The organism is Rhodococcus sp. WS3, assembly GCF_003797085.1.
Taxonomy (GTDB): domain Bacteria; phylum Actinomycetota; class Actinomycetes; order Mycobacteriales; family Mycobacteriaceae; genus Rhodococcus_F; species Rhodococcus_F globerula.
This window is the reverse complement of record NZ_RKMA01000002.1, coordinates 823325-848898: the sequence shown is the minus strand read 5'-3', so window position 1 is coordinate 848898 and position 25574 is coordinate 823325. Positions and strand designations below refer to the sequence as shown.

The 25574-nt window shown below is 61.2% G+C and carries 25 protein-coding genes; 7 read left to right on the top strand and 18 right to left on the bottom strand.

All coding sequences use genetic code 11. From position 1 onward, the window contains the following. Positions 1-20: 20 nt before the first annotated feature. Entirely contained in the window at positions 21-3926 is a 3906-nt protein-coding gene (gene hrpA / locus EEB13_RS18010; protein ID WP_141485962.1) for an ATP-dependent RNA helicase HrpA, read from the bottom strand. 96 nt (positions 3927-4022) lie between these two features. On the opposite strand from hrpA, the gene EEB13_RS18005 reads away from it, so the two are divergent. Next, entirely contained in the window at positions 4023-4643 is a 621-nt protein-coding gene (locus EEB13_RS18005; RefSeq protein WP_141486195.1) for a Pr6Pr family membrane protein, read from the top strand. 18 nt (positions 4644-4661) lie between these two features. Here the strand turns inward: EEB13_RS18005 and EEB13_RS18000 are convergent, their stop codons facing one another. Next, positions 4662-4979: a DUF2322 family protein gene (locus EEB13_RS18000; RefSeq protein ID WP_033234814.1), complete on the bottom strand. Its 318-nt coding sequence runs from the start codon at positions 4977-4979 to the stop codon at positions 4662-4664. Positions 4980-5122: 143 nt separating this feature from the next. Here EEB13_RS18000 and EEB13_RS17995 point away from each other — a divergent pair, with 143 nt between their 5' ends. Continuing rightward, positions 5123-6346, top strand: a complete 1224-nt coding sequence (locus EEB13_RS17995) for an aspartate aminotransferase family protein (RefSeq protein WP_033234813.1) — start codon at positions 5123-5125, stop codon at positions 6344-6346. Positions 6347-6355: 9 nt separating this feature from the next. On the opposite strand, the gene EEB13_RS17990 is transcribed toward EEB13_RS17995, so the two are convergent. Further along, positions 6356-6610 carry a hypothetical protein gene (locus EEB13_RS17990; protein ID WP_045067403.1) on the bottom strand — a complete coding sequence of 85 codons (255 nt, stop codon included), beginning with the start codon at positions 6608-6610 and terminating at the stop codon, positions 6356-6358. Between the two features lie 18 nt (positions 6611-6628). On the opposite strand from EEB13_RS17990, the gene EEB13_RS17985 reads away from it, so the two are divergent. Beyond that, positions 6629-7327: a hypothetical protein gene (locus EEB13_RS17985; protein WP_033234811.1), complete on the top strand. Its 699-nt coding sequence runs from the start codon at positions 6629-6631 to the stop codon at positions 7325-7327. Here EEB13_RS17985 and EEB13_RS17980 read toward each other — a convergent pair. The 3 genes from EEB13_RS17980 to EEB13_RS17970 form a co-directional block, all read right to left on the bottom strand. Then, the gene (locus EEB13_RS17980; RefSeq protein ID WP_141485961.1) at positions 7313-7993 is read right to left on the bottom strand and encodes a PhzF family phenazine biosynthesis protein; all 681 of its coding nucleotides are present in this window, start codon (positions 7991-7993) and stop codon (positions 7313-7315) included. The genes EEB13_RS17985 and EEB13_RS17980 overlap by 15 nt on opposite strands. Before the next feature lie 89 nt (positions 7994-8082). Further along, complete coding sequence (locus EEB13_RS17975; RefSeq protein ID WP_033234809.1) at positions 8083-8622, bottom strand: carboxymuconolactone decarboxylase family protein; 540 nt, start codon at positions 8620-8622, stop codon at positions 8083-8085. A 2-nt stretch (positions 8623-8624) separates the two neighbouring features. After that, complete coding sequence (locus EEB13_RS17970) at positions 8625-9212, bottom strand: peroxiredoxin (RefSeq protein ID WP_033234808.1); 588 nt, start codon at positions 9210-9212, stop codon at positions 8625-8627. A gap of 197 nt (positions 9213-9409) precedes the next feature. Between EEB13_RS17970 and EEB13_RS17965 the strand changes: the two genes are divergently transcribed. Then, on the top strand, positions 9410-10336 hold the full coding sequence (locus EEB13_RS17965; RefSeq protein ID WP_092808412.1) for a LysR substrate-binding domain-containing protein: 927 nt from the start codon (positions 9410-9412) through the stop codon (positions 10334-10336). A gap of 526 nt (positions 10337-10862) precedes the next feature. Here the strand turns inward: EEB13_RS17965 and EEB13_RS17960 are convergent. The 7 genes from EEB13_RS17960 to EEB13_RS17935 form a co-directional block, all read right to left on the bottom strand. Next, positions 10863-11108 carry a hypothetical protein gene (locus tag EEB13_RS17960; RefSeq protein ID WP_033234806.1) on the bottom strand — a complete coding sequence of 82 codons (246 nt, stop codon included), beginning with the start codon at positions 11106-11108 and terminating at the stop codon, positions 10863-10865. Between the two features lie 200 nt (positions 11109-11308). Continuing rightward, positions 11309-11452: a hypothetical protein gene (locus EEB13_RS31585; RefSeq protein ID WP_155276686.1), complete on the bottom strand. Its 144-nt coding sequence runs from the start codon at positions 11450-11452 to the stop codon at positions 11309-11311. A 350-nt stretch (positions 11453-11802) separates the two neighbouring features. Continuing rightward, positions 11803-13008 carry a colicin E3/pyocin S6 family cytotoxin gene (locus EEB13_RS31580; protein WP_222839808.1) on the bottom strand — a complete coding sequence of 402 codons (1206 nt, stop codon included), beginning with the start codon at positions 13006-13008 and terminating at the stop codon, positions 11803-11805. Beyond that, on the bottom strand, positions 13008-13295 hold the full coding sequence (locus EEB13_RS17950; protein WP_033234803.1) for a WXG100 family type VII secretion target: 288 nt from the start codon (positions 13293-13295) through the stop codon (positions 13008-13010). The genes EEB13_RS31580 and EEB13_RS17950 overlap by 1 nt, the downstream gene beginning before the upstream one ends. Beyond that, entirely contained in the window at positions 13295-13618 is a 324-nt protein-coding gene (locus tag EEB13_RS17945) for a WXG100 family type VII secretion target (RefSeq protein WP_255285224.1), read from the bottom strand. Before EEB13_RS17945 ends, EEB13_RS17950 begins: the two co-directional genes overlap by 1 nt. A 217-nt stretch (positions 13619-13835) precedes the next feature. Continuing rightward, positions 13836-15221: an FAD-binding oxidoreductase gene (locus EEB13_RS17940; RefSeq protein WP_033234801.1), complete on the bottom strand. Its 1386-nt coding sequence runs from the start codon at positions 15219-15221 to the stop codon at positions 13836-13838. A gap of 56 nt (positions 15222-15277) precedes the next feature. After that, positions 15278-16126 carry a LysR substrate-binding domain-containing protein gene (locus EEB13_RS17935; protein ID WP_141485960.1) on the bottom strand — a complete coding sequence of 283 codons (849 nt, stop codon included), beginning with the start codon at positions 16124-16126 and terminating at the stop codon, positions 15278-15280. A gap of 56 nt (positions 16127-16182) precedes the next feature. Here EEB13_RS17935 and EEB13_RS17930 point away from each other — a divergent pair, with 56 nt between their 5' ends. Further along, positions 16183-16590: a DUF5997 family protein gene (locus EEB13_RS17930; RefSeq protein WP_033234799.1), complete on the top strand. Its 408-nt coding sequence runs from the start codon at positions 16183-16185 to the stop codon at positions 16588-16590. Positions 16591-16643: 53 nt separating this feature from the next. Here the strand turns inward: EEB13_RS17930 and EEB13_RS17925 are convergent, their stop codons facing one another. The 3 genes from EEB13_RS17925 to EEB13_RS17915 form a co-directional block, all read right to left on the bottom strand. Next, positions 16644-19148 (bottom strand): DEAD/DEAH box helicase, encoded by a 2505-nt coding sequence (locus tag EEB13_RS17925; RefSeq protein ID WP_033234798.1) that lies wholly within the window; start codon positions 19146-19148, stop codon positions 16644-16646. Between the two features lie 26 nt (positions 19149-19174). After that, positions 19175-20212, bottom strand: a complete 1038-nt coding sequence (locus tag EEB13_RS17920) for an alpha/beta fold hydrolase (RefSeq protein WP_033234797.1) — start codon at positions 20210-20212, stop codon at positions 19175-19177. Positions 20213-20387: 175 nt separating this feature from the next. After that, positions 20388-21347 (bottom strand): proteasome assembly chaperone family protein, encoded by a 960-nt coding sequence (locus EEB13_RS17915; RefSeq protein WP_033234796.1) that lies wholly within the window; start codon positions 21345-21347, stop codon positions 20388-20390. A 352-nt stretch (positions 21348-21699) separates the two neighbouring features. On the opposite strand from EEB13_RS17915, the gene EEB13_RS17910 reads away from it, so the two are divergent. Next, positions 21700-22467 (top strand): DUF5642 family protein, encoded by a 768-nt coding sequence (locus tag EEB13_RS17910; RefSeq protein WP_141486194.1) that lies wholly within the window; start codon positions 21700-21702, stop codon positions 22465-22467. Between the two features lie 156 nt (positions 22468-22623). Further along, on the top strand, positions 22624-23745 hold the full coding sequence (locus EEB13_RS17905) for a DUF4192 domain-containing protein (protein WP_141485959.1): 1122 nt from the start codon (positions 22624-22626) through the stop codon (positions 23743-23745). Between the two features lie 31 nt (positions 23746-23776). Here the strand turns inward: EEB13_RS17905 and galE are convergent, their stop codons facing one another. Both galE and EEB13_RS17895 read right to left on the bottom strand, forming a co-directional pair. Next, a complete protein-coding gene (gene galE, locus EEB13_RS17900) occupies positions 23777-24760 on the bottom strand; it encodes a UDP-glucose 4-epimerase GalE (protein ID WP_045067413.1) in 984 nt (327 codons plus the stop codon). Positions 24761-24768: 8 nt separating this feature from the next. Further along, entirely contained in the window at positions 24769-25455 is a 687-nt protein-coding gene (locus tag EEB13_RS17895; RefSeq protein ID WP_033234793.1) for a metal-dependent transcriptional regulator, read from the bottom strand. Between the last annotated feature and the right edge of the window lie 119 nt (positions 25456-25574).

The following is a 25574-nucleotide window of genomic DNA, read 5'->3' as shown; positions in this document are numbered from 1 at the left end:
GTGCAGTGAACCCCTGACGGTCAGCGTTTGATCGCCTCGATTGCTTTGAGCACCCGCTTCTCCGAGACTGGAGTTGGGGTTCCCAGAGACTGTGCAAAAAGTCCCACCCGAAGTTCCTCGATCATCCACGAGATGGCGTCGACATCTTTGGCAGTTCGACGCTCTTCCGGCAGCGAATTCAGCAATCTGTCGTACGCGGCGTACACCCGATCGAGAACGTCCATGGCTTGGTGGTCGCGATGAGCGCTGGCAGGAAGCGCTTCGAGCCGGAATGTCGCGGCCGCCAGGTACCGGGGTAGCTCGCGTAGTCTCGCCGAACCCAATTCTGCGACAAAGCCGGGGAAGAGGAGCGATTTCAGTTGCTCGCGAACGTCTTCGGCGGCTTCTCCGCGCGATCGCTGGAGGACGACATTCAAGCGGTGTGATTGTTCGAGGATTGGAACGATCATGCGCAGTATCGCGGACACGCGCCCGGCCAACTCCGATCGGGCTGCTTTGACGAGTGCCTCGAAAGCCTCCGGTGTCCGTACCGGTCCACCTTTGGCAGCGATGATCTCGTTGGCTGCGGCTACACGGCAGTCCTCGACCAACGCTTCCAGGCTTCCGTCCGGATTCTGTCCCAGCATGAGTCGGTGTGTATTCGACAGCCCTGATGTGACTGCCTTGAGTTGGGTTGGCACCGCCGTGAGAAGAAGAGCCCGAGTGCCCTCGCGCATCGCCTGTGCCTGCGCTGCAGGGGTACTGAGAACCCGTACTGCCACACCGCCGTTTTCCGGCACCAGCGCCGGGTATCCGGTGACCTGCTGGCCGCCGATGCTCCTGGTGATGGTCGGCTCCAGTGCGCCCAGCGTCTCGGAGGTCCACACCGTCGAGGCTGCCCGCTCGGTACCGGTCGCTGCTTTGGCAACTTCCTTCTGAACTCGCGGGGCGAGTGTGCGTCGTAGCTGAGCCAGATCCTTGCCCTTGGCCAGAACTTTTCCGGATTCGTCCTCGACCACAAACGTCATTCGAAGGTGATCAGGAAGGGCGCTCGGATCAAAATCCTTCGCGTCGATGTGCGTTGCGCCCAGACGCGACAGCTCGCGCGCCATTGCCGTGAGCAGTGGTTCGGATCGTGGTTTCACGGAAGCCAGTGCTGCGCTTGCATAGTCAGGCGCCGGAACAACCTGCCGCCGGATGGTCTTGGGCAGCGTCTTGATCAATGCCGACACCAATTCGACACGCATGCCCGGTACCAGCCAGTCGAACCCGACGGGTTGGAGTTGTGCGAGGAGACCGACGGGAATGTGCGCGGTGACGCCGTCGTCGTCCTTGCCTGGTTCGAATTGATAGGTCAGTGGCAACAGCATGTCGCCCTGACGCCAGGCATCGGGGTATTCGCCGCCCAGAACCGTTGCGGCATCGGAATTCACGACGGTTTCGGGCGTGAACGTCAACAGGTTCGGGTCTTGCCGGCGTGCTGTCTTCCACCACTTGTCGAAGTGTCGCGCGGACACAGCTTCGGCGCCGACGCGTGAGTCGTAGAACTCGTAGAGCGTCTCGTCGTCGACCAGGATGTCGCGTCGGCGGGCCCGGTTCTCGAGTTCTTCGACGTTGTCGAGCAGTGCGCGATTTTCGTGGAAGAACTTGTGCTGTGTAGTCCATTCGCCCTGCACCAGCGCATGGCGAATGAACAATTCGCGCGAGGTTTCCGGATCGATCGACGAGTAGGTGACAGCGCGTCCGGTGACCAGGGGTACGCCGTAGAGCGTCACGCGCTCGTACGCCATGGCCGAACCACGCTTGGAGGACCAATGCGGCTCGGAGTAGGTCCGTTTGACCAGGTGTGGTGCCAGTTTTTCGGCCCATTCCGGTTCGATGCGCGCGGACATGCGGGCCCAGAGCCTGGTTGTCTCCACCAGTTCGGCGGCCATTACCCAGCGGGGTGGCTTCTTGAACAGGCCCGAGCCGGGGAAGATCGCAAAACGGCTTCCGCGAGCACCGAGGTAGTCGCGCTTTTCGCCTTCGCGAAGTCCGATGTGGGAGAGCAGGCCGGCCAGCAAGGATTGGTGGACCGAATTCTCGGATGCGGGAAGTTCGTTGACCGACCAGCCGAGTCCGCGAGTAATCTGACGCAACTGCCCGTGCAGATCCTGCCATTCGCGGATGCGTAGCCAATGCAGGAACTCGTTGCGGCACATCTTGCGGAATTGGCTCGAGGACAGATCGTTTCGCTGCTCGCGGAGGTAGTCCCACAACTTCAGATAGGCGAGGAAGTCGGAGTTCTCCACCGTGAAGCGGGCGTGCTTCTCGTCGGCGGCCTGCTGGAACTCGGCGGGCCGCTCTCGTACGTCCTGAATGGACAGTGCAGCGACGATGACGAGCGTCTCGTGCAGCGCTCCGTTTGTCTTGGCTTCCACCAACATTCGAGCCATGCGAGGGTCGACGGGAATCTGCGCCAGTTCGCGGCCGATCGGAGTCAGTTCCGGATGCGACGCGTCGGATCCTCGTGCGATAGCGCCCAGTTCTTCGAGTAGTCCGATGCCGTCTTTGATGGCTCGCGAATCCGGGGGCTCCACAAACGGGAATGCGGCAATATCGCCGAGACCCAGCGCCGTCATCTGCAGGATCACAGACGCGAGGTTGGTGCGCAGGATCTCCGGTTCGGTGAACGCCGGCCGGGCTTCGAAGTCCTCTTCGGAATACAGACGGATGCAGATGCCCTCGGCGACACGGCCGCAGCGACCGGACCGCTGACGCGCCGACGCCTGGGAAATCGGTTCGATCGGCAACCGCTGCACCTTGGTGCGGACGGAATATCGCGAGATGCGCGCTGTTCCGGGATCGACGACGTAGCGAATGCCGGGAACCGTCAGAGATGTTTCGGCGACGTTGGTGGCCAGGACAACTCGTCGGCCGGTGTGCGGAGAGAACACTTTGTGCTGTTCGGCTGCCGACAGGCGTGCATACAGTGGAACGATTTCGGTACTGCGAAGTCTGCGGTCGCGCAATGCATCTGCGGTGTCACGAATCTCGCGTTCACCAGACAGGAAGACGAGGATGTCACCCTCGCCCTCTGCGCTGAGTTCGTCAACAGCTTCGCAGACGGCGTCGACCGGATCTCGGTCGTAGCTGATATCTCCGGATTCGACAGTCAATGGGCGGTAACGCATTTCCACCGGGAAGGTTCGCCCGGACACCTCGACGATCGGCGCGGGCTTCCCGTCGACGGCAAAGTGCTGAGCGAACCGCTCGGGGTCGATGGTCGCCGAGGTGATGATGACCTTGAGGTCGGGTCGGCGGGGGAGTAGCTGCGCCAGATACCCGAGGATGAAGTCGATGTTGAGGCTGCGTTCGTGAGCCTCGTCGATGATGAGAGTGTCGTACCGGCGCAACATCTTGTCGCGCTGAATCTCCGCAAGCAGAATGCCGTCGGTCATCAACTTCACGTACGTGCGGTCGGAAACTTGATCGGTGAATCGCACTGTGTAGCCCACGGCGTCGCCGAGTTCGGTGTCGAGTTCTTCGGCTATTCGCTCGGCGACCGTTCGCGCGGCAAGGCGCCGGGGCTGAGTATGGCCGATCAGGCCGCGAACTCCGCGTCCCAGTTCGAGGCAGATCTTCGGGATCTGAGTGGTCTTGCCAGAACCTGTCTCGCCGGCGACGATCACCACCTGGTTTTCGGAAATCGCGCGGGCAATGTCGTCTTTGCGTTGACTGACCGGCAGTGCCTCGGGGTAGGACACTGCGGGCACGTTCGCCGCGCGTTCGGCCAGCCGGATGCGCGCGGATTCGATCTCCTGGGCCAGTGTTGCCAGGTTCTCCGGCGTGCGGGCGCGGTCGAGTTTGCGCCGCAGACGGTTCTCATCACGGAATGAGACTTCGGACAGGGCGCGTTTCAGGTCGCTTCGTCGTGGTGAGAGCGGGGCCGGTGGTGTTGTAGACATGCTGACGGACAGCTTATCGAACGCCGGGAAATCTCACTCCCGCAGCGTGCGTTGTGACACGATCGGGCAGTGACGACATTTGCGACATCCACTCCGATGGCGGTACGCATTCTCCGCCTTGCGTTTGCGGTCTACGGGCTGACCGCCTTGTTATGGATCCCGCTACGCAACGCCGAGGGATTCTCCCTGGTGAACTATCTCAGCTACTTCACTATCGAGAGCAATATCGCCGCAGCCGTGGTACTGATTGTCGGAGGGCTGCGGGATCCGCAGTCGTGCACCTGGCAGACGGTTCGAGGCGCCGTGACGCTCTACATGGTGATCACAGGCATCGTCTACGCGGTGCTGCTCTCGGATGTCGATGTGACGCTGAACGACACCTGGATCAATGTCGCCCTGCATCAAATACTGCCGTTGGTGATGCTTGCCGACTGGGTGTTTTCGCCCTCGCGCCACCGCATCTCCGAAGGGTCGGCGTTGACCTGGCTCGCCTTTCCCGCCCTGTATGCCGTGTATTCGCTGGTTCGCGGAGCGATCGCCGACTGGTACCCGTATCCCTTCCTCGATCCGCGAGCCCATGGTTACGTAGCCCTGGTGATCGGGCTTGTTGTGCTTGCCGTGGCAATGGCGCTGATGGCGCTGGCGGTCAACGCCGTCGGCAAGCTGGGGGCGCGGTGGCGGTACGGCGACGCCGACCGGGACTCTGTCGCGATGTGAGATGTGGACCGCGGGCTGCTACTCCGCCGGAACTTCCTGCAGCCCGAGAGTGTTGCCGCTGGCAAGAACCTGATCGAGACGGTCGATGTTGGGGTGCTTGCCGCGGTTCGCGCGGGCATCGTCTGTGTGCTCGGCAAAAATCGCCAGCGCAGCCGTTGCGGCCTCAGGAGTGATTGCGCCGTAGACCTGGGCGAGGTGGTTGTAGACCTTGACCGAACCGGATTTGCCCGGCTTGTTCTCCACGGTGTCGATGACGGTGCCGTCGGTGTCGAGCACGTTGATGGCGGCGAGGTGATCGATCGAGGGGAGGGCAGCAAGATTCTCGGCAAAAGTCATGGTGATGAGATTACGTGCCCAGGGCGGCGATCCCCACGCAGGGCAGCATCACGCGGGAGACGATTTGTGGTGTCGATATAGTTGCTGCACATCGTGTGCACACCAGCATCGTTGGTATTCGTTTGGACTCGAAGGGGAAAAAGATGGCTTCGGCACTGTGGCACGGGTTCGCGGATATGGGCGCGGTCGAGAAGAACGGCGCATTTGTCGTCTCTCGCGGTGAAGGCGCGTACATCTGGGACTCGCAGGACAATCGGTACCTCGACGCAACTGCCGGGCTCTGGTTCACGAACGTGGGCCACGGCCGCACCGAGATCGCCGACGCCGTTGCCGCTCAGCTGTCGAAGATCGCTCACTTCTCCAACTTCGGCGATTTTGTCCCCGAAACCACGCAGGCACTGGCTGAGCGGCTCGCGAAGATCGCGCCGGTTGCAGGCAGCAAGATCTTCTTCACCTCCGGTGGTTCCGATTCCGTCGACACCGCAGCGAAGTTGGCGCGTCGGTACTGGCATGAGGTCGGCCAGCCCGACAAGAACATCATCGTCGGACGCCAGAAGGCCTACCACGGAATGCATGTTGCGGGAACAGCTCTCGCCGGTATCCCCGTCAATCGCGAGGGGTACGGCGAGCTGATGGCCGATGCTGCCACCGTCGGCTGGGACGACGCCAAGAGCCTCCTCGAACTGATCGAGAAGGTCGGCGCGAACAAGATCGCCGCATTCTTCGCCGAGCCCATCATCGGCGCCGGCGGGGTGTACCTTCCGCCCGAGGGATACCTGGCCGAGGTCCGAGACATCTGCCGTGAACACGACATACTGTTTGTCGTCGACGAGGTTGTCACCGGTTTCGGTCGTATCGGTGGCGAGTGGTTTGCATCCACTCGCTTCGATCTGCAGCCCGACATGATGACCACAGCAAAGGGTTTGACCTCCGGATACGTTCCGATGGGTGCCGTGTTCATCGCACCTCGCGTCGCCGAGCCGTTCTACAACGGTGCTTGGTGGCGTCACGGCTACACCTACGGCGGGCACGCCGGAGCGGCAGCTGCCGCCATGGCAAACCTCGACATTCTCGAGCGTGAGAACCTCCTCGCCGAGTCCAAGCGGCTCGAAGCGTCGTTGCACACGCACTTGCAGCCGCTGGCCGAGCATCCGCGGGTTTCCGAGGTCCGGAGTGGGCTCGGGGCCGTCGCCGCCGTTCAGCTGGCAGACCCGGCCGAGGCACTGCCGTTCGTGAAGACGCTGCGCGAGCACGGAATTTCAGGTCGCGCGGCAGGTCAAGGAGCTATGCAAATTTCCCCGACCTTCGTGATGACGGACGATCAGGTGGCCGAGATGGCTGCGGGAATCCTCGCCGCTCTCGGATAAATTTGCGAACTAGCTGCGGCGTCGGAAGAGCTTCTTCATCCGGCGTCGCAGTGTGCTCGGTACCGGCTCCAGTTCGATAGTGTCCTGCTCCGACGCCCTGGCATACGCCTGTGTGTATCGCTCGTGGAGGACGGAGCGAATCTCTTCGGGGGAGTACGCCCGACGCGCACGCTCGTTCCGCACAGCGAGGACTCCGGTGGCCGCGACCCCCATAGCGCCGGCGAGGCCCACGAGCTTCCATATGTGCGAGGCACGAAGTGTCATGCCTCTAGGCTAAAGGTTATGGACCGACGATCACGCTCTCAGGTGACCCTCGACGAGGCGGCCAGTGTTACCCGCACTGGCGATATCTGGATCTTCCGCGGAGATTCCACGGCCGACAAGGCAATTCAGACGCTCACTAACAGTCCGGTCAACCACGTCGGCATGTCGGTGGTGATCGACGATCTGCCACCGCTCATGTGGCATGCAGAGCTCGGTCATTCGTTGCAAGACATGTGGACCGGTCGTTTCCAGCGTGGCGTTCAGCTCCATGATCTGAAGGCCGCCGTGCAGGTGTGGGGAGCCAAGTACGGGCAGCAGGGTTGGCTTCGGCAGCTCGACACCCCGGTGACCCGTGAACAAGAGGATGCGCTGCTGCGCACCATAGCCCGCCTGGACGGCACGCCGTTTCCCTCCACCGCCAAGCTCGCGTCACGATGGTTCGGCGGGCGCGTCCCGAAGTTCCGGAAGAAGCCCGAATCGCCTGCGTCGGGCATCGAAAGTGCCTACTGCGCCGAGGTTGTCGCGCAGACGTACGAGGCAATGGGCCTGATGGTGGGAAACCGTCGCATCAACTGGTTCGATCCCGGCAAGTTCTGGAGCGGCGATCAACTGCCGCTTGCACCCGGAGTGGCACTCGGCGACGAAATTGCCGTGACGCTCAGCGCCGCAGACCTCGAGGCAGGACGGAATCCGGCAGGGCAGTCACAAAGTTCGTGACTGCTCGGCAACCACGCGTCCGCCCACTTCGAGCCATCCTTCGGGTGAGTAGGTGGTGTGCAGGATCGATCCCCGTCCCTGGGTGATCCGAAGCGATTTTCGCAGGTGATCAGTGATGCGCAGGGCTGCCGAGCCGGTAGCTTCGTCCTCGGGGATTCCCGTTTCCGGAGCGAACATCCGTGAGCGGATGGACGATTCGAGTTTGTCCTGCCACGCCCACAGGTAGGAGTGATCGGTTTCGTAGTCCGACGGAACCGCGTCGATTACGTCATCCACCGTTTCCAAGGGGTAGAGAGCAAACTCCGGTGCCCATTCGGCGCGGGCGCGAACCCATGTGAGGTTACTGCTGCGGCGTACGTCGAGTTCGCCGGCGGGGACACCGAGTGTGGTCACCGGCCGTGCCTGATCGTGCAGCCACCAGGTGAGGCCGACCGTGGGATGACCGGCAAAGGGGAGTTCTGCTGCCGGAGTGAAGATCTGGGCACTCGCCCGAGCGGCGCCCACTTCGGGGAGATCGACAAAAATCGTTTCGCTGTACCCGAGCGTCGCGGCGACTTCTTGCCGTTCGGATAGTTCGACCAGTGATGCGTCGACAATCCCGAGTGGGTTGCCGTGCTTTCCGTTCTCGTCCGTGAAGACCCGGACCACACTCACTTCGATGCCCATCGGTCCAGGGTAGCGCGCCGGAAAAACGAATAAACCCTCCCCACCATGGAAGGCGGGGAGGGTCTTTCGTCTACTGCGTCGGTCTGGGATCAGACCTGTGCGGCAGCGAGGATTTCATTGGCCTCGACAGCCTGCGCGACACCCATGACGATGGAACCGGCACGGATCGCTTCGAAGATGACCTCGCGGGAAACGCCTTCCTGACGGAGGGTGTTCTCGTGAGCTTCGAGGCAATGGTTGCAGCCGTTGATCGCGGAAACCGCGAGCGACCACAATTCGAAGTCGGCCTTGTCGACGCCCGGGTTGCCGATGATGTTCATCCGCAGGCCCGCACGAAGGTCGTCGTACTTACCGTCAAGGTAGCCCTTGGTGCGGTAGAAGACGTTGTTCATGCCCATGATCGCCGCTGCGCCGAGCGCTGCGTTGTACGCCTCAGCGGACAGGTTGTCTGCCGCCTCGGCTGCGATTTCCTTGAGCGTGGTCGCCGACTTGGTTGCAGCGGCCGTTGCGAGGAGGGTGCCCCACAGCTGCTGCTCGTTCAGAACCGTGGTGCGCGCAATGGAACTCAGGTTGAGCTTGAGATCCTTGGCGTACTCGGGAAGCGAATCTTTCAGGTTGTCGACGCTCATGATCAGACGCTCGCGTTCAGCAGCTCGCCGGCGTTGATCGTCGGGTCGCCCTTCTTCCAGTTGCATGCGCACAGCTCGTCGCTCTGCAGAGCGTCGAGAACGCGGAGAACCTCGTCGACGTTACGGCCGACGGAACCGGCTGTGACGGAGACGAACTGGATCTCGTTGTTGGGGTCGACGATGAACGTCGCGCGGTCTGCAACGCCGTCAGCGTTGAGGACGCCGGTGGCCTCGGCAAGCTCGCGCTTGAGGTCCGAGAGCATCGGGAAGGGGAGGGTCTTGAGCTCGTCGTGCTGTGCACGCCACTGGAAGTGAACGAACTCGTTGTCGACGGAAGCGCCGAGAACCTGTGCGTCGCGGTCTGCGAACTCGTCGTTCAGCTTGCCGAATGCTGCGATCTCCGTGGGGCACACGAACGTGAAGTCCTTGGGCCAGAAGAAGACGATGCGCCACTTGCCTGCGTAGTCGTCGCTCGTGATCTGAGTGAAGTAGTCGTCGGGCTGCTGAGCGTCGACCTTGGAGAGGTCGCCGCCGATAACGGCCTTCAGGTTGTATGCCGGGAACTGGTCGCCGATTGTCAGCAGAGCCATATGTCTCGTCCTCCTACTTGTCTTGTGAACAGGTTTTTCTCACACGCACGATCACGAATGTTTGTGATCGAAAGTTCTCGATACCGTCGAAGCGGGTCTCACCGTCATGGTGCGTGACCGGCGCTTTTTGGTATGAGTCCATTCTGCATCAAAGTGGTCAAAAGGTAAAGGTGATAGGTGGCACTACACTGATAGCCATGGCTGATCAGACTTATCAACCTTCCTTGTCACAGCTGCGTGCCTTCGTATCGGTGGCCGAACATCGGCACTTCGGCACCGCCGCAGCACGTTTGAGTGTGAGCCAACCCACACTCTCGCAGGCGTTGGCCGCACTCGAATCGGGCCTCGGCGTGCAATTGATCGAACGCAGCACCCGGCGTGTCCTCGTCACAGGCGACGGTCAGCGGCTTCTCAGCCAAGCGAAACTGATTCTCGAGGCTGCCGACGGATTTGTCGCGAGCGCCGCCGGAATGGGGGATCGATTGGCCGGCCCACTTCGGATCGGGCTGATTCCCACTGTCGCGCCGTACATCCTGCCGTCACTGCTGCCGGCATTGCGGACGTCCATGCCAACGGTTGCACCTCACGTCATCGAGGACCAAACCGCACGACTGCTCGACTCGCTCCGCTCCGGTGCCCTCGATCTGGCCTTGCTCGCCCTGCCGGCTGGTGCGCCTGGGTTGATCGAGATACCGCTCTACGACGAGGATTTTGTTCTGGTCGTCCCAGCAGACCACGCGCTGGCAGGACGCAGCGATCTCACCGCTGACGTCCTCGACGAACTGCCCTTGCTGCTTCTCGACGACGGGCATTGCCTGCGGGACCAGACACTGGATCTGTGCCGTTCCGTCGACGCCCACCCGCTCTCCGGGGATACGCGGGCAACATCCTTGGCGACGATCGTGCAGTGTGTTGCCGGCGGGCTCGGGGTGACCTTGGTCCCTGAATCGGCTGTGCCGGTGGAGAGTCGGCGGGGTGAACTCGCCACGGCGACATTCACCGCACCCGCCCCTGGTCGGACTATCGGACTGGTATTTCGCTCGTCCAGCGGCCGCGCCGAAGGGTTCAGGCAGTTGGCGGAGCTGGTGAAATCCGTGGCGCCGGGGCAGCCGATCCCTCAGTGACACTGTCATTGAGGCCGGAACCAATACTGTTTGATTCCCTCAGATCAGTATTTGACGGGTTTGGCATCCGGAAACCCCGGAAGAAACTCCGGAGCCTTGTGGAAATTCCACATCTCTCCGGGTTCAATGGTCTTGGCGTCGAATGTAGCCGGATTGGCCTCGAGGATTGGCCGACGAGGTGCAGTGTTGCTGTTCAGTCGGCGAATAGGCCTATTTCGTATTCGCGGTTCTCTGTTATCTCGATGGGTTTACAAGTGTATTTCGCGAACTCGAGTACTTTGTCGAGGGGAAAGCCACTCTGACGGGAAATTTGGAGTCGTGTCGTCGATCCCGAGGATTTCCTTCACGACCTCAACAGCCATATCATGCAGAGCGTAATCTTTGACTAATCGATTATTTCCATTGTCGAAAGCTTCGAGATGCCACATGTTTCACTTTCCATGTCTGCGGCTGGCGTCGGCGGGTTTAGTCGGGCGATCCGGCATTGGAGTCGAAATCGCCTAGATGCGTGCCGTTCTTACAGTACTCAGTCAGCGAATAGTCCAACGAAATATTCGCAGTTTTCGATTACGTCGATAGGTTCGTGGGTGTACTTCGCGAACTTGAGAACTTTGTCGAGTTGAACGCAACTGAAACGTGCGACGACGGGTAGATCGAAGTTGTTGTCGTCGATGCCGAGGATTTCCTTCACGATCTCGGCAGTCATGTCGTGCAAGAGGTATTTTTCGGTGCGAAATTCGGTCTCGTTGTCGAAAGCTTCGAGGTACCACATGTTTCACTTTCCTGCTCGACGACTTGGTGCGGCGCGGATGGTCTGGCCGCATCAATTGAACTTGTCGGGTTCGAGCTGACAATCGAGGCCCAGGCTCGGTTCAATCCGTTAGATCTGAGACTTCAAACTCACTATTTCGGTCTATCTTGAAGGGTTCGTTAATGTATTTAGTGAACTCGGGCACTTTGTCGAGGGGTACGTCATTCTAGGATCCAGACGGGTAAGTCGAAGCCGCTGTCGTCAACGCCGAGAATATCTTTCACGATTTCGGCAATCATATCGTGCAAAAGGTAGATCTCGGTTTGTAATTCGGCGTCGTTGTCGTAGGCCTGGAGATGCCACATAAACTTCTCTCCTGGTTTGCGGGTGGAGTGGCGGGTCCGGAGTCGTGAAGTCGATCTGATGAACCGTCGGGCTCGACTGGTATTCGAACTCTCGATGGTTGTTACTCAGTTAAGAATGCTACTTCGTATTCACAATTTTGGTCTATCTTGAAGGGTTCGTTAATGTATTTAGCGAACTCGGGAACTTTCTCAAGAGGTACGTCATTTTGACGTATCCCAACGGGTAATTCGAAGTCGCTGTCGTCGATATCGAGAATTTCTTTCACGATCTCAACGGACATTTCGCGTAAGAGGTACTCCCCGGCTAATAATTCAGTATCGTTGTCGAAAGCTTCTAAATACCACATGTCTCACCTTTCTGTTCGGCGGCTTGGGTCGGCGGGTTTGGTCTGTGTGCCTGTATTCGCATCGTATTCTCCTAGATGCGTGCCGTTCTTGTTGTATTTCTCGACGGCACCGTGCTGATAGTCCCATTCGTAGATGTTGCCTTTGTCATCTTTCCAGCGCTTTCGCTCGTTCATTCTTTTGACTAGTTTGGCATTCGGGAATCCGGGCAGGTGCCGCGGTGCGGGATAGTAACCGAGCGTGTTTCCTCCGCCGCCGGTGTTGGCATTGAAGGTAGTCGGGTTGGCTTCGAGCAGTGGTTGCAGCTCGTTGACCGCACCCACAGCAGCAGCCCCCGCCGCGGCGACGCCACCGACCACCGCTACGGCGACCGCGTCCACGGCGCCGAGTACCCCAACGACGCTGGCAGCGATCACACTTCCCGTCGCTCCGGCCGCGGCGACGGTACCAGCACCGAGGGTAAAGAGTGCGGTGACTGCGCCGGCCAAAGCCCCGACGATGATGGCTTTGCCGACGATGTCGAAGATCTTGCGGTGAGCCTCCTCGATTGTCTGTGCCCACTCGTCGCAGGCGGCGGCGAGTGTGTCGTACTGATCGGCGACGGCGTTGGTAGTGACGAAGACATTGTCGAGTTGAGCCAGGACCTGCGGCATCTCGTCGGAGTCGAGTTCCTCGAGGGCGACCCACGCTGTACCCGTTGCATCGTTTGCATCGCGCAACCCCTCGGCGGCTGTGCGCCACGCTCGCCCGAGTGCTTTCAATTTGTCGGGGTTCCCGTTGGGCCACATGTGTCCCTGCAGCCACGCAGTAATCAACTCCCACCCGAGCGGCAGGTCGGTATCGCCGCCGAGCGCCCCGTAAAACGCCGGCGCCGACACGGTCGGAAGCTGCGACGCCGGCCCCTCCGGGGGCTCCGGCGGGTTGGTATTCGATCGCTCGGTGTTGGCGTGGTTGACACCGGTCGCCGCGAGTAGATCGTGCAGTTTGCTGAACGCGTTGACAATGTTTGTTCCGGCGGCGACGGCATCAAATGCGGCGGGGTCATAGCTCGCGGCCCACCCGGCTCCCGCGTTGTCGGTTCCGGCGCACCCCCAGTTGGTTTGGAGCGTTTCACCGAGCAGACGGATCACACTGTCAGTGCTGTTGCTGACCGTTTTGTACTGTGTGGCAGCGTCGATGAGGACTGCGGGGTCCATTGTGATCGGCGCCATCAGGGCCACATCCCACTGTTGTGTCGCGCGTTGGCGAGATAGCGATCGTGCGCGCCCTGGGCCATCGATTCGAGTTCGGACAGTGCAGTGCGCATGTCTTTCAGTTCGCGGTGCAAGGTTTCGTGTTTGGTGCGGTGGGCATCGGCGGCATCGCCGTCCCAGTCGACGTTGAGGGCCACGACTTCCCGTTCGACGTCGGTGATGCGGGCTTCGACGCGCATGCCGATCTGCTTCGCCCTGCCGACGAGACCGAGGATTTGCTCGGTGTCGGCAGAGTACCGGCCCATCAGAAGTCCATGTTCAGTCGAGTACCCGAAATGCTGCCGGCATTCTGGTCGTCGGTCCTTCTGTACTCGGTAGCTGCTTGATGCAGCAGTCCGGCGTCCTCGGTGAGTGCGCCCGCGACCTGGCGGGCGGAGTCGACCCACTCGGCCCACAGTGCGGCGTGGGTTCGGGACGCGTCCCCGGTCCATTCGGCTGTCATCAAGGATTCGGCATCGCGGCGCAACGTTTCCACGTCGTCCCAGAATTCGTCGGCGAGGTCTGAAATTCGAGTCGCTGTTGCGTGCATCTGTTCGGGATCGCAGCGCATCATTGCCCGCCAATTGATTTCTGGTACAGGTATTTTGCCTTTTTTGCGCTGGTAATGCCCACGATGGATCTACGCATTTACTGGTCCCCCCGGTCAGTGTAAATCTCGATGGAGTCTAGACCAATGTCGTCGCATGTCACTAACGCGAGGTGTTTGTCCGGAGTGTGCGGGCAGAGGTTTGGGCATGCACATTTTCGCCGACGGGTGTCAGCGAAAGTGGACTCGAGATGTGTGACTACTTCGCAGCGATGACCGCTCCGGGATTGAGAATCCCTAGAGGATCGAGCGCATCTTTGATCTTCCGGTTCAACGCCATGACGTCCTCGCCAAGCTGAGCTGGCAACCAGTCGCGCTTGATCCGGCCCACTCCATGCTCGCCGGTAATGGTGCCGCCCAGTGCAATTGCCAGATCCATGACCCGACCGAATGCGATCTGGGCGCGCTCGGTCATATCGGGATCAGACGGATCGAACACGATCAGTGGATGAGTGTTTCCGTCGCCGGCGTGCGCCACGGTGCAGATAAGGACATCCAGGTCCGCGGCGATGGCTTCCACCCCCGTGATCAATCGTGGCAACGCTCGCATCGGAACGCCGACATCTTCGAGGAGCAGATTCCCCAACGCCTGAACAGCTGGAAACACCGCGCGTCGGGCCGCAGTGAATGCATCACCCTCGGCCTGGTCGTCTGTCGCGAAAACTTCGGTGGCCCCGTTGTTTTCACACGCTGCGACAATGCTCTCGATCTCGAGTACACCAGCGGCGCCGTGGGCATCGGATTGGGCCAGAATCAGTGCGCGAGCCTTCCGGTTGAGCCCCATCCGCACAGAATCCTCGACAGCGTTGATGCTGGCGTGATCCATGAACTCGAGCATCGCCGGACGCATTTTGCCGGTGATCGCCAAGACTGCGTCGGCAGCTTCCTCGACGGAATCGAACGACGCGACGACAGTTGAAGCGGGCGGCTGCGCCGGAATCAGACGCAAGGTGATCTCAGTGATGATGCCGAGAGTGCCTTCGCTGCCGACAAACAGTTTGGTAAGTGAGAGTCCTGCAACATCTTTCAGGAGCGGGCCGCCCAGTGACACTGCAGTGCCGTCGGCGAGCACTACCTTCAGGCCGAGCACATAGTCGGTGGTGACGCCGTATTTCACACAACAGAGTCCACCGGCGTTGGTAGCGGCATTGCCACCGATGGAACAGATCTCGAACGACGACGGGTCAGGCGGGTACCAGAGCCCATGCTCTGCGGCAGCTTTCTTGACCTCGGCGTTCATCAAGCCGGGCTGAGTTACGGCCACCCGAGCTACCGGGTCGATGGTGATCTCGCGCATTCGCTCGGTGCTGACCATGATGCAACCGTCGACGGCGCTGGATCCACCGGAGAGTCCTGATCCGGCACCGCGCGGAACCACGGGAATGCGATGTTCGGTGGCCCAGCGCATCACGGCCTGGATATCTTCGGTGCAGGTGGCCCGGACAACGGCCAGCGGGTTGCCTGCATTCGGATCGGCTGCCCAGTCTTGGCGGTAACCGGCCGTCAGGTCCGGATCGCGCAGGAGCGCACCATCCGGCAGCGCAGCGATCAGTTCTGCCAGGACCGTCGAATCAACCGAAGTCATAACTCCATCATGCGCGCAGAACTTGGGGATGCGAGGTGAGTTGGCGGAACTCCCCGCTAGCGGCCCTTCGGTTTGCCCGTGAACCGGCCACCCGAACTCTTGGTGCCGCCCGACTTGCCGCTACCCGCTTTGCCGCCGGCCTTGGCTTTGCCGCCGCTGGTATTGCGGCCCGAGACGCTCTTTGCCGTTCCGGCACTCTTGGCTTTGTGATCGGCTTTCGCGGCCTCGGCACGACGTTCCTTCGCTGCCTGCTTGGCCTTGACCGAACCCTTGATCTTCTCGGCGGGCTGACCATTGCGTCCGCGTGAACTCTGAGCGGTACGTCCTCGCACGATGCCGATGAGTTCTTCGACCAATTCTGTGGTCTTGGACTCCAGCCAAGCCAAAGCAATAGGGGACTCGGGAGCACCGGCAACAGGACGGAAAGTCAGATCCTTGCGGTGGTGCAACCGCGCCACCGAATGCGGAACAACAACAACGCCGATGCCGGCCGCAACCAACTCGATGGCGTCGGCGATCGTTTCCGGCCGCTCGGCTGCTGCCTTACCTGGACGCGTCGGCCACTCGAGGGTGTCTTCGAGAGGGTTGAGCACAATCTCGTCGCTCAGATCGGCGACGGAAATCTGGTCTACAGCGGTGAACACGTGATCTTTGGGGATCACCACGACCGGCGTCTCCGCATATAAGGAGATCGCGCTGAGCTCAGTGCGATCGATCGGCAACCGAACCAGGCCGGCGTCGGCTTCGCCCGCCCGTAGCGCTGCCACAACCTCGAGAACCGGAAACTGGATCAACTCGAGACGGACGTCCGGAAGCCGCTCGTGCCACACTCGAATCCACTTGGTCGGCGTTACCCCGGGGGCATACGCGAGTCGAAAAATTGCCGGACTATCCGCGTTGCTCACCCGGCAAGGTTACCGCCTTGGTAAAACGCGACGCGATGGCTGGCTACTCTTGTTGCATGACGTCGAACAAAACGCCCCAGACGATGAAGCCGACGACGGCTGCCAAGAAGCTGGGTGTGTACCTGGAAGCAACACCGAAAGAGTTCCAGGAAGGCGACGTGACCCGTGAAGAACTGACCGCGCTTCAGACCGAAGCTCCGGAGTGGCTGCTGGAACTGCGCCGCACCGGCCCGCACCCGAAGCAGGTCATCGCCGCAAAGCTGGGCATCTCCATCGCCGGGCTTGCTCGCGGCGGCGTCGAAGAGGCGCTCACCACGGATCAAGTTGCTGCCCTGCTGGAAGAAAAGCCCGAGTGGCTGGAGAAAGAACGCGCACTGCAAGCGGAGGTGCGCGCCGAGAACCTCCGTATCAAGGAGAAGCGCGCTTCGCGCCGCAATCAGCCGCGCAAGGCTCGTAGGGGCTAAAGCCCCCGTGCGCCTTTTTGGTAGTGCCCACTACCAGAAAGGCGCACAGGGTGTCAGCCCTCGACGATGCTGAGCTCGTCGAACACGATTTCACCCAACGCGTCGGACTCCGGGATATCGACGACACCGAGCAGTGCCCAGCCGTGATCACCTTCCGGGTCCTCGAGCACCTGACGCACTCGCCAGAACTCGCCTTCCTCGACGACCTGGAACAACGCCGGCCCACGCGCTGACGGTCCCGTTCCGATCGAGCTGTACTCCTCGAAGTAGGGGAGCAGTTGCTCTTCCCACTCGGCGGCGTCGATACCGTCGTCGAGGTTTTCCAGTTCGTTCCACTGTCGCCGCGACGCGAGGTCGATCCGACGGAACATCGCGTTGCGCACCATGACGCGGAACGCGCGCGGGTTTGCCGAGATCGGGCGCGGAATGTCGGCGCCGAATGCAACCTCTTCGGTGTCGGCTTCGGCTCCGGGGTCGGTCAGCGACTCCCACTCGTCGAGCAGGCTCGAGTCGACTTGTCGGATCAACTCACCCAGCCACTCGATGATGTCTTCGAGTTCTTCGGTGCGCGCTTCGGTGGGCACGGTCTGGCGCAGGGCGCGGTAGGCGTCCGCGAGGTAACGCAGAACCAGTCCTTCGGAGCGGGTGAGCCCGTAGTGACTGATCAATTCGGCAAAGGTCATTGCACGTTCGATCATGTCGCGTACGACGGATTTGGGGGAGAGCGCAAATTCGGTGATCCACGGATGGCCGCCGCGGTACATCTCGAAGGCGGGGAACAGTAACTCCGCCAACGGTTTCGGCCAGGTGACCTCTTCGAGGAGTTCCATGCGCTCCTCGTACTCGATGCCGTCCGCTTTCATCTGGGCAACAGCCTCACCGCGGGCGAAGTGCTGCTGACCCATCAACACCTGACGGGGGTCGTCGAGCGTCGATTCGATGATGGACACGACATCGAGTGCGTACGTATCGGATTCGACGTCGAGGAGTTCGAACGCAGCGAGAGCAAACGGCGAGAGTGGCTGATTCAAGGCGAAGTCGCGCTGCAAGTCCATCGTCAACCGCGCCATCCGGCCGTGCTCGTCCGGTTCGTCGAGGCGTTCCACGATGCCGGCGCTGAGCAATCCGCGGTACAGCGAGATCGCCTTGAGGATGTGCTTGCGCTGCGCCGGACGCGATTCGTGGTTGTCCTCCAACAGATGTCGCATCGCATCGAAGCAATTACCCGGTCGGGCAATGACATTGAGCAGCATGGAGTTGCTGACGGAGAACCGCGACACCAAGGGTTCCGGTGATGCCGCAACCAGGCGGTCGAATGTCGCTTCGCTCCACGAAACAAATCCTTCGGGAGCCTTCTTGCGTTGAATTTTCTTGATCTTCTTCGGATCGTCGCCCGCCTTGGCGACTGCTCGCAAATTGTCCACTTCGTGTTCCGGCGCCTGCACCACGACGGTACCCATCGTGTCGTAGCCGGCGCGGCCGGCGCGACCTGCGATCTGATGGAACTCACGAGCCTTGAGGTGGCGGGTGCGGACGCCGTCGTACTTGGCCAGACCCGTCAGCAACACCGTGCGGATGGGAACGTTGATGCCGACGCCGAGTGTGTCGGTGCCGCAGATGACCTTGAGCAGACCGTCCTGGGCAAGGACTTCGATGAGCCGTCGGTACTTGGGCAACATGCCGGCATGATGAACGCCGATGCCGTGGCGAACCAGGCGGGAGAGTGTCTTACCGAATCCCGTCGTGAAGCGAAATCCGCCGAGCGCCTCGGCAATTGCTTCCTTCTCCGTTTTGGAACAGAAGTTGACGCTCGTCAGCGCTTGCGCTCGTTCGAGAGCTGCGGCCTGCGTGAAGTGCACGATGTACACGGGGGCCTGGTTGGTGGTGACCAACTCTTCGATGGTCTCACCGACCGGCGTGGTGGCGTACGAGAACATCAGGGGGACAGGGCGTTCGGTACCAGACACGACGGTGGTGGGCTTGCCGGTGCGACGCGTGAGGTCCTCGGAAAAGAAGTCCACCTCTCCCAGAGTTGCGGACATCAGCAAGAACTGGGCGTGCGGTAGTTCGATCAGCGGGACCTGCCACGCCCACCCGCGATCCGGTTCGGAGTAGAAATGGAACTCGTCCATCACTACCTGGCCGATATCGGAATCGGGGCCCTCTCGCAGCGCGAGATTTGCGACGATCTCCGCTGTGGCACAGATGATGGGAGCCGACGAGTTGACGGCAGCGTCGCCGGTCATCATGCCGACGTTCTCCGCGCCGAACACCTCGCAGAGCGCAAAGAACTTCTCGCTCACCAACGCCTTGATGGGCGCGGTGTAGTACGTGCGCTTGCCCTGGGACATCGCGTAGAAGTGCGCGCCGATCGCCACCATCGACTTTCCGGAACCGGTTGGGGTCGCCAAAATGACGTTTGCACCCGAGACCAGTTCCATCACAGCCTCTTCCTGGGCAGGATAGAGCGTCAAACCACGCTCGATCGTCCAGGATAAGAAGGCGTCGAAAACGGAATCGGGATCCGCGTTGTCGGGGAGCAGTTCCGTCAGCAGCACTTGTACAGGTTAGCCGCTGGCGGTGATCAGGTTGCGCTGCGCTCGTCCGAGCCCATCGCATCGAGTACCGCCATGCGTGTCGACGACGAACCGGTGATGGTGTTTTCACCAACCCCGGCAATCAGCATGTGCCGCCAGTGCGCCTCGTCGAATACCAGTGGCGCGGTGCTCGCGAGGAACTCCTCGATCACCTGAAGGAAATGCATGGGGTCGTCGCGGAAGGGAAAGTGTCCGGATCCACGGAAAACTTCGAGTCGGGAGTTGGGCATCGCCGCATGCGCGAGGTGCGCGTGCGAGACGGGAATCACGGAATCCTCGTCACCCCAGATCAACTGAACCGGCAGATTCTCGGTCAGGTAACACCGATCGAGCATTGTGACGACCTGACCTCGCCAGTCGACTACCGCGCGCAACGTCCGCAGGTATGCCTCGTAGGCAGTGGGGTCTGGTAGTTCGGCGAGAACACGAATCAGGTCAGGAGTGTCGTGCAGCATGGTTCCCGGGCGCAGGTTCGATCCGTGAACGGCGCCGGCGAGACTACCGGCGAAACGCACGATCGGCATCGCTCCGGGAATGCGCAGAAGTTTGAGGACCTCGTTGACCACCGGCACCGACATCAACCGAAGAATCGGATGGACGTCTTTGGTGATGCCGCCGGTCGAGACCAACACGAGTCGATCGACCATGTCGGGGAACTGGTATGCAAATTGCATCGCCACGCCGCCGCCGAGTGAATGCCCGATGACACTGACGTGTTCGATGCCCAGAGTGGACAACAGATCGCGCATGCCGTTGGCGTAGGCCGCTACCGAGTAATCGGCACGAGGCTTGTCGGAGCGACCGTGCCCGAGAAGATCGGGGGCGATGACGGTGTAGTTCTTGGCCAGATGGGGGATGATCTCCGTCCACGTGGACGAGTTGTCGCCAATGCCGTGCAGGAGCAGAACTGCAGGGCCGTCGCCGGCAATGCGAAAAGCTCGACGGTAACCGTGAATCGTCCGAAACATCATCCGCGGTTCCTCGTCGGGAACTGGCCGGAGCTGCCGCGTTCGGGGTCTGCTCATGTCGCCTCCAGTATCAGCGCGTGACCGCTGTTGACTGAATCGCTCCGATTTGTTGAGCCGTCAACAAAAGTCACGCAGAATTTGAGGCTATCCGACAGATGTATCGAGAACAACATCTCAGGTAACGACGAGGTTGCGGAATGCGCACGATGTGCGCAATTCCGCAGCTCATATGTCAGTTTCGGTCGGATTCGCCGTCATCCGGCGTGTCGAACTCTCCATTGCCTGCCTGTTCGGCCAGGAACCGCTCGAATTCGGCACCGATCTCGTCTCCACTGGGAAGGTCGGCCTCACCCGCGAGCAGTGACGCCTGCTGTTCCTGCGCTGTCACGAAGGTGTCGTACTGGCGCTCGAGAGCGTGGACCACGGTCTGAACTTCTTCGTTTCCGGCAATGTGCTCGTTAACCTGTTCGAGGACGCGCGCCGAAGCCTCACCCAAAGCGGCGAGTGGCAATTCGAGCCCGGACACCTCTGCGACATTCTCCAGCAAGGTCTCGGACGCAGCCGGGTAATCGGTCTGTGCCAGGTAATGAGGAACGTGAACGGAGAAACCGACGGCTTCGTGGCCGTGCTGGCTCATCCGGAATTCCAGCAGCGACGACGCACTGCCGGGAACCTGAAGTTCGCCGGACCAGCGCTGGTGGTCGCCGATCAGGTCCTTGTTCGTGGAATGAGCCGTCAAGCCCAACGGGCGGGTGTGCGGAATCGCCATCGGGATCGCATTGAGCCCGATGGTCTGGCGTACGCCCAGCTGTTCGGCGAGCAAGCGGACAGCGGTGGTGAATCGCTCCCACTTGAGATCGGGTTCCATACCGGCGAGCAGCAGGAAGGGCGTTCCCACCGTGTCACGAAGCGCGTAAAGGTTCAGAGAGGGGGCGTCGTAGTCCGAGAAGTGATCGGCCTTGAACGTCATCGTGGGGCGGCGTGATCGGTAGTCGATCAACTCGTCCACGGCAAACGACGCGACAAGTTCGGTTTCGAGGCTCTCGCGCAAATGCTTCGTCGCAAGTTTCACGGCGTGACCCGCGTCGGAGTAGCCCTCGAGTCCGTGGATGAGAACCGGGCCCTGGCCGTCGGCAGCCGACAACTGGGGCGCCGGGAATTCCAGCTCGTACATTTTCGACTGGTCGTCCATCGCAGTCCCCTTCTTTCACGGTGCTTGTTTCCAGTGTCCACTATCGGCGGTTGCCGATTCGCAGTGGAGTCGGCAGTGGAGTCGTCTTTCGCCGAGGTTCCTTTGGTGGAACGTGTCCGGCATGCTCGGGCATTCCCGAATTCCGACGCGGATGCGTTCGCCAGGAGCGAAGCGTGCGGGTCAGGGTTCGACTTTTGGGGTTCGACTTTTGGGGTTCGACGTTCGGGGTTCGACACCGTCGCGCAGTGGGCGGAGATCCACGATCCGGGAGATAGGACATGGCAGAGTGACGAACAGGTACTGCCGTGGTGGATTTCTCCCATTCGGCTGCAGCCGAATGGAGGCACACGTGATGGTCGGTCGGGGATCGGGCAGGTCGAGGCTCGCAGACGTCGTGGTTGTGGTTGCTGCGCTCGGATTGTTATCGGGGTGTTCCTCGTCGATTTCCGGGGAAGCTCAGCCTGATGCCGGCGGACAGACACCCGCCGTAGCGGGGTCGATCGCTCCCAGTGCGGCAGGGTCGACGCCACCAAGCACAACGGCTTCATCCAAGGCTGCGCCGCTAGCGGACCTGTTGCTGACTCCTGCAGAGTTTCCGCCGCCATTCGACGCGGTAGTACTTCCCGCGCAAGCTGTTCCGATGGCCGCGCCGGATCTGGTGGGTGTTCCGCGCGGAGCAACCGTCGACCCCGCAGACTGCGCCCCACCCGAACAGGACTACGGGCCGACGGGCACCGTCATGGCTGTTGGCACCGACAATGCGAGTAGGTCGACAATCTCGGTGGAGCTCACTCGGAGTGACACCAGCCTGACCTCGTTGGAAGCGCAGACCGAAGACTGCACCTCGATGAAGGTGACCGCAAACGGAGTGACGTCGACGGTCACGACGGTCATTTTGCCGCCTTCGCCGATCAATGCCGATCAGACGTTGTCCTTGCGGCGGACGGTATCCACACCATCCTCGGCCACCGGGGACCAAACGATGTTGACGCTGATGGCCCAGGTCGGTGATGTGCGCATTGCTGCCACGCTGATGACATTCGGTGCAACCGAGCCGTCCACCGCGCCGCTGGACGAGGCTTTCACCGCCGCTGTTCAGAAGGTTCGCGCGGGCAGCTGAGAATCATGCACGACGCACCGACACTCATCGCGTAGTCGGTGCCTGTGTTCGTGATTCATCCACAACAAAATTGGTTCTGCACAGCTGAGCTTCATGAGCTTCGTTTTGCCAGGTCGAGCGCCGCGGGCTGGTGGTTGCTCTTGACATGGTCTACCCATGACAACATCACCGTTTTCCCGGGAATTCGAATCCTCCGACGACCAGGCGCAGAGTTGGGCGTCGCGTGAGTCCGAACACCTTTCGGAACCAGGCGAGCTGATCGCTGCGATCCCAGCGTTGATGGGGTTCAGCCCCGAAGATTCCGTCGTCGCGTTGTGCCTGATGGACACCACACCAAAAACACTCGGACCGATCATGAGGCACGACTACTTTCCGAACATCGGCTCCGAGCTCGCTCCGGCGATGCACTCGGCCCTCGAGCAATTTGTTCGAGTCTGTGCGACAGAAGGAACAGTCGCGGTGATCCTGGTAATGATCGGAGACCATCCGTTGGGGGAATTATTCGACATCGCAGCGGAATTCAACGACATGCTTACCGGCAATGGCGTCGAACTCGTCGATGTGTTCGCAGTACCGGTGATCGCGAGGGGTCGCGACTGGATGAGCATCCTCGCGCCGGATCGGCATGGGCGCCTGCCCGATCCCGGTTCGTCCTCTGTTGCGGCCGCCCAGGTCCTCGGCGGCCGTGTCATCCGAGCGTCGCGGAGCGAGTTGGTGCGCTCGGTTCGTGGGCAATCGAGTAACCACGCGACGATCGGGTCGTTGATCGACCGGGGGCGCGCGCAGATCGCGTCGGCGCGGTGCGAGGCGCACTGCTCGAACGATCCCTTCGCTCAGGTGCGCCGGGAGGTCGAGGAAGTTCTGGCGTTTGTCGAGCGGATGCGGCGCGGAGTATTTCCCGACGCCCGTGAATGTGCGCACCTGGCACTGGTGTTGTCGGACGTGCGCGTCCGGGACACTGTCATGGGTCTAGCGGCAACGGAGTACGCAGATTCCGCGGAAGCGTTGTGGATGATCTTGACGCACGAACTTCCGGTTCCCGAATGTTCTTATCCCGCTACACTTCTGGGATTCTTTGCCTATGCCCGCGGTGATGGCCCACTCGCCGGTATCGCGCTCGCATATGCACTGGAAGCGGACCCTGAATACAGTCTGGCCGGCTTGCTCGACAACTCGCTGCAGGCCGGCATGCGACCGGACGGAATTCGCAGGCTGGCGGAAGTCGGACTCGACCTCGCCCGGGACTTCGACGTGAGTGCGATGCCCGAGGCGAGGTGAGTTGGACCTGGAGGACTTAAGCGTCGCAGATCTACCGAGCGGAGTGCGATGCAGAACCGAGGTCTTGCAGGAACTGCCAAGCATCCGCGACGATCACATCGAGATCGGTGCGCGTCGGGGTCCACCCGAGTTCGGCAATTGCCTTGTCGCTGGACGCGATCAAGACGGCCGGGTCGCCGAGACGGCGTGGAGCGTCCTCGACATTGATCGGAAGTCCGGTCACCCGAGCACACGAAGCAATGACCTCGCGGACGCTGAATCCGGCACCGCTACCGAGGTTGTAGATGCGATGCTCGGACGGCGTGGACTTCTCCAAGGCGAGGAGATGAGCCTCGGCGAGATCGAGCACGTGGATGTAGTCCCGCACGGCAGTTCCGTCGGGCGTGGGCCAATCGGTGCCGAAGACCGAGATCTTGTCCCGCTGCCCGAGTGCAACCTGCAGCACCAACGGGATCAAATGTGTTTCGACAACCCGGTTTTCACCGGCAGACTTGTACGCACCGGCGACATTGAAGTAGCGCAAGCTGGTGGCGGCAAGACCGTGTGCGACGGAGTACGACGTGATCGCGTGGTCGATGGCGAGCTTCGACGCTCCGTACGGATTGGTAGGCCGAGTCGGAGCAGTCTCCATGATCGGAGTCTGCTCCGGCTCGCCATACGTCGCCGCAGTCGACGAGAACACCAACCTCGGAGTCCGAGAGTCGCGGATGGCCTCGAGGAGCGCGAGGGTTGTTACTACATTGCCCTGCCAGTACTTTTCGGGATGCAACACCGATTCGCCGACGAGTGACTGCGCGGCAAAATGCAGAACACCGTCGAAAATCGGGGAGTTGCCGAGGACCTTCGCCGCCGTCTTGGCTACGTCACCTTCGATGAAGTCGGCGCCGGCTGGGACGGCGTCGGCATTTCCGGTGGAGAGGTCGTCGATCACAACGACCTCATGTCCGCGTTCGAGTAGCACTGTGCTGCAGACACTGCCGACGTAGCCGGCGCCGCCGGTAACCAAAAGTTTCATGAAATTCCTCAGACCAGCTTTACCTGTACGGCGTGCGCCATTTCTTCTGCCAACTCCACACCGTCGTGTCCGGGCACGATGATCGTCACTGAACCCGGGCGGGTTTCGACGGTCACCCTGGCGTCCGGAACGACGCCGGCGTCTCGCAGTTGCGCGATCACATCGGGATCGGACTGCACGTGCTCGGCGAGCCTGCGCACAACCACAGCCGTCGGCTTGCCCGCCGGAACATCGGTGAGGCGCATCAAGGTTTCGGCGGGATTGCTCGGCCCGTCCAGGCCCAATTGATCCAGCCCGGGAATCGGATTACCGTACGGCGACGTGGTCGGGTTGTTCAGAACGACGACGAGTCGGCGCTCGACGTCCTCGCTCATCACATGCTCCCAGCGGCACGCCTCTGCATGCACGTCTTCCCACTTCAAGCCGATGATGTCCACCAACAGGCGTTCTGCCAAGCGGTGCTTGCGCATGACCGAAACGGCCAAGTCGCGGCCCTTGTCGGTGAGCTCCAGGTGTCGATCGCCGGCAACCATCAGCAATCCGTCGCGCTCCATGCGCGCAACGGTCTGGCTCACGGTGGGTCCGCTCTGCTCGAGCCGTTCGGCGATCCGCGCCCGGAGTGGGACAACGCCCTCTTCTTCCAAGTCGTAGATCGTCCGGAGATACATCTCCGTGGTGTCGACTAGATCCTTCACACTCAACCCCTTCGTCAACGGCCATTCTACCGTTCGGTTCCGGAAACTTGTGCCGCTCCATCAGCGGCGAGTCCGGCTGTTCGGCCGGTGGCGACATCCCTGGTGTGACGGGCTGGACA

What these genes read in the sequence shown, in the direction of transcription:
- EEB13_RS17950 (WP_033234803.1), bottom strand. Translation starts at nt 13,295, where the DNA reads ATGGGCCGGTACTCTGCCGACACCGAGCAAATCCTCGGTCTCGTCGGC.
- EEB13_RS17980 (WP_141485961.1), bottom strand. Translation starts at nt 7,993, where the DNA reads ATGGGCATCGAAGTGAGTGTGGTCCGGGTCTTCACGGACGAGAACGGA.
- EEB13_RS17975 (WP_033234809.1), bottom strand. Translation starts at nt 8,622, where the DNA reads ATGAGCGTCGACAACCTGAAAGATTCGCTTCCCGAGTACGCCAAGGAT.
- EEB13_RS17995 (WP_033234813.1), top strand. Translation starts at nt 5,123, where the DNA reads ATGGCTTCGGCACTGTGGCACGGGTTCGCGGATATGGGCGCGGTCGAG.
- hrpA (WP_141485962.1), bottom strand. Translation starts at nt 3,926, where the DNA reads ATGTCTACAACACCACCGGCCCCGCTCTCACCACGACGAAGCGACCTG.
- EEB13_RS18000 (WP_033234814.1), bottom strand. Translation starts at nt 4,979, where the DNA reads ATGACTTTTGCCGAGAATCTTGCTGCCCTCCCCTCGATCGATCACCTC.
- EEB13_RS17915 (WP_033234796.1), bottom strand. Translation starts at nt 21,347, where the DNA reads ATGGACGACCAGTCGAAAATGTACGAGCTGGAATTCCCGGCGCCCCAG.
- galE (WP_045067413.1), bottom strand. Translation starts at nt 24,760, where the DNA reads ATGAAACTTTTGGTTACCGGCGGCGCCGGCTACGTCGGCAGTGTCTGC.
- EEB13_RS17990 (WP_045067403.1), bottom strand. Translation starts at nt 6,610, where the DNA reads ATGACACTTCGTGCCTCGCACATATGGAAGCTCGTGGGCCTCGCCGGC.
- EEB13_RS17970 (WP_033234808.1), bottom strand. Translation starts at nt 9,212, where the DNA reads ATGGCTCTGCTGACAATCGGCGACCAGTTCCCGGCATACAACCTGAAG.
- EEB13_RS17985 (WP_033234811.1), top strand. Translation starts at nt 6,629, where the DNA reads ATGGACCGACGATCACGCTCTCAGGTGACCCTCGACGAGGCGGCCAGT.
- EEB13_RS31585 (WP_155276686.1), bottom strand. Translation starts at nt 11,452, where the DNA reads ATGTGGCATCTCCAGGCCTACGACAACGACGCCGAATTACAAACCGAG.
- EEB13_RS17930 (WP_033234799.1), top strand. Translation starts at nt 16,183, where the DNA reads ATGACGTCGAACAAAACGCCCCAGACGATGAAGCCGACGACGGCTGCC.
- EEB13_RS17905 (WP_141485959.1), top strand. Translation starts at nt 22,624, where the DNA reads ATGACAACATCACCGTTTTCCCGGGAATTCGAATCCTCCGACGACCAG.
- EEB13_RS17940 (WP_033234801.1), bottom strand. Translation starts at nt 15,221, where the DNA reads ATGACTTCGGTTGATTCGACGGTCCTGGCAGAACTGATCGCTGCGCTG.
- EEB13_RS17920 (WP_033234797.1), bottom strand. Translation starts at nt 20,212, where the DNA reads ATGAGCAGACCCCGAACGCGGCAGCTCCGGCCAGTTCCCGACGAGGAA.
- EEB13_RS17965 (WP_092808412.1), top strand. Translation starts at nt 9,410, where the DNA reads ATGGCTGATCAGACTTATCAACCTTCCTTGTCACAGCTGCGTGCCTTC.
- EEB13_RS17910 (WP_141486194.1), top strand. Translation starts at nt 21,700, where the DNA reads ATGGTCGGTCGGGGATCGGGCAGGTCGAGGCTCGCAGACGTCGTGGTT.
- EEB13_RS17960 (WP_033234806.1), bottom strand. Translation starts at nt 11,108, where the DNA reads ATGTGGTACCTCGAAGCTTTCGACAACGAGACCGAATTTCGCACCGAA.
- EEB13_RS31580 (WP_222839808.1), bottom strand. Translation starts at nt 13,008, where the DNA reads ATGGCGCCGATCACAATGGACCCCGCAGTCCTCATCGACGCTGCCACA.
- EEB13_RS18005 (WP_141486195.1), top strand. Translation starts at nt 4,023, where the DNA reads ATGGCGGTACGCATTCTCCGCCTTGCGTTTGCGGTCTACGGGCTGACC.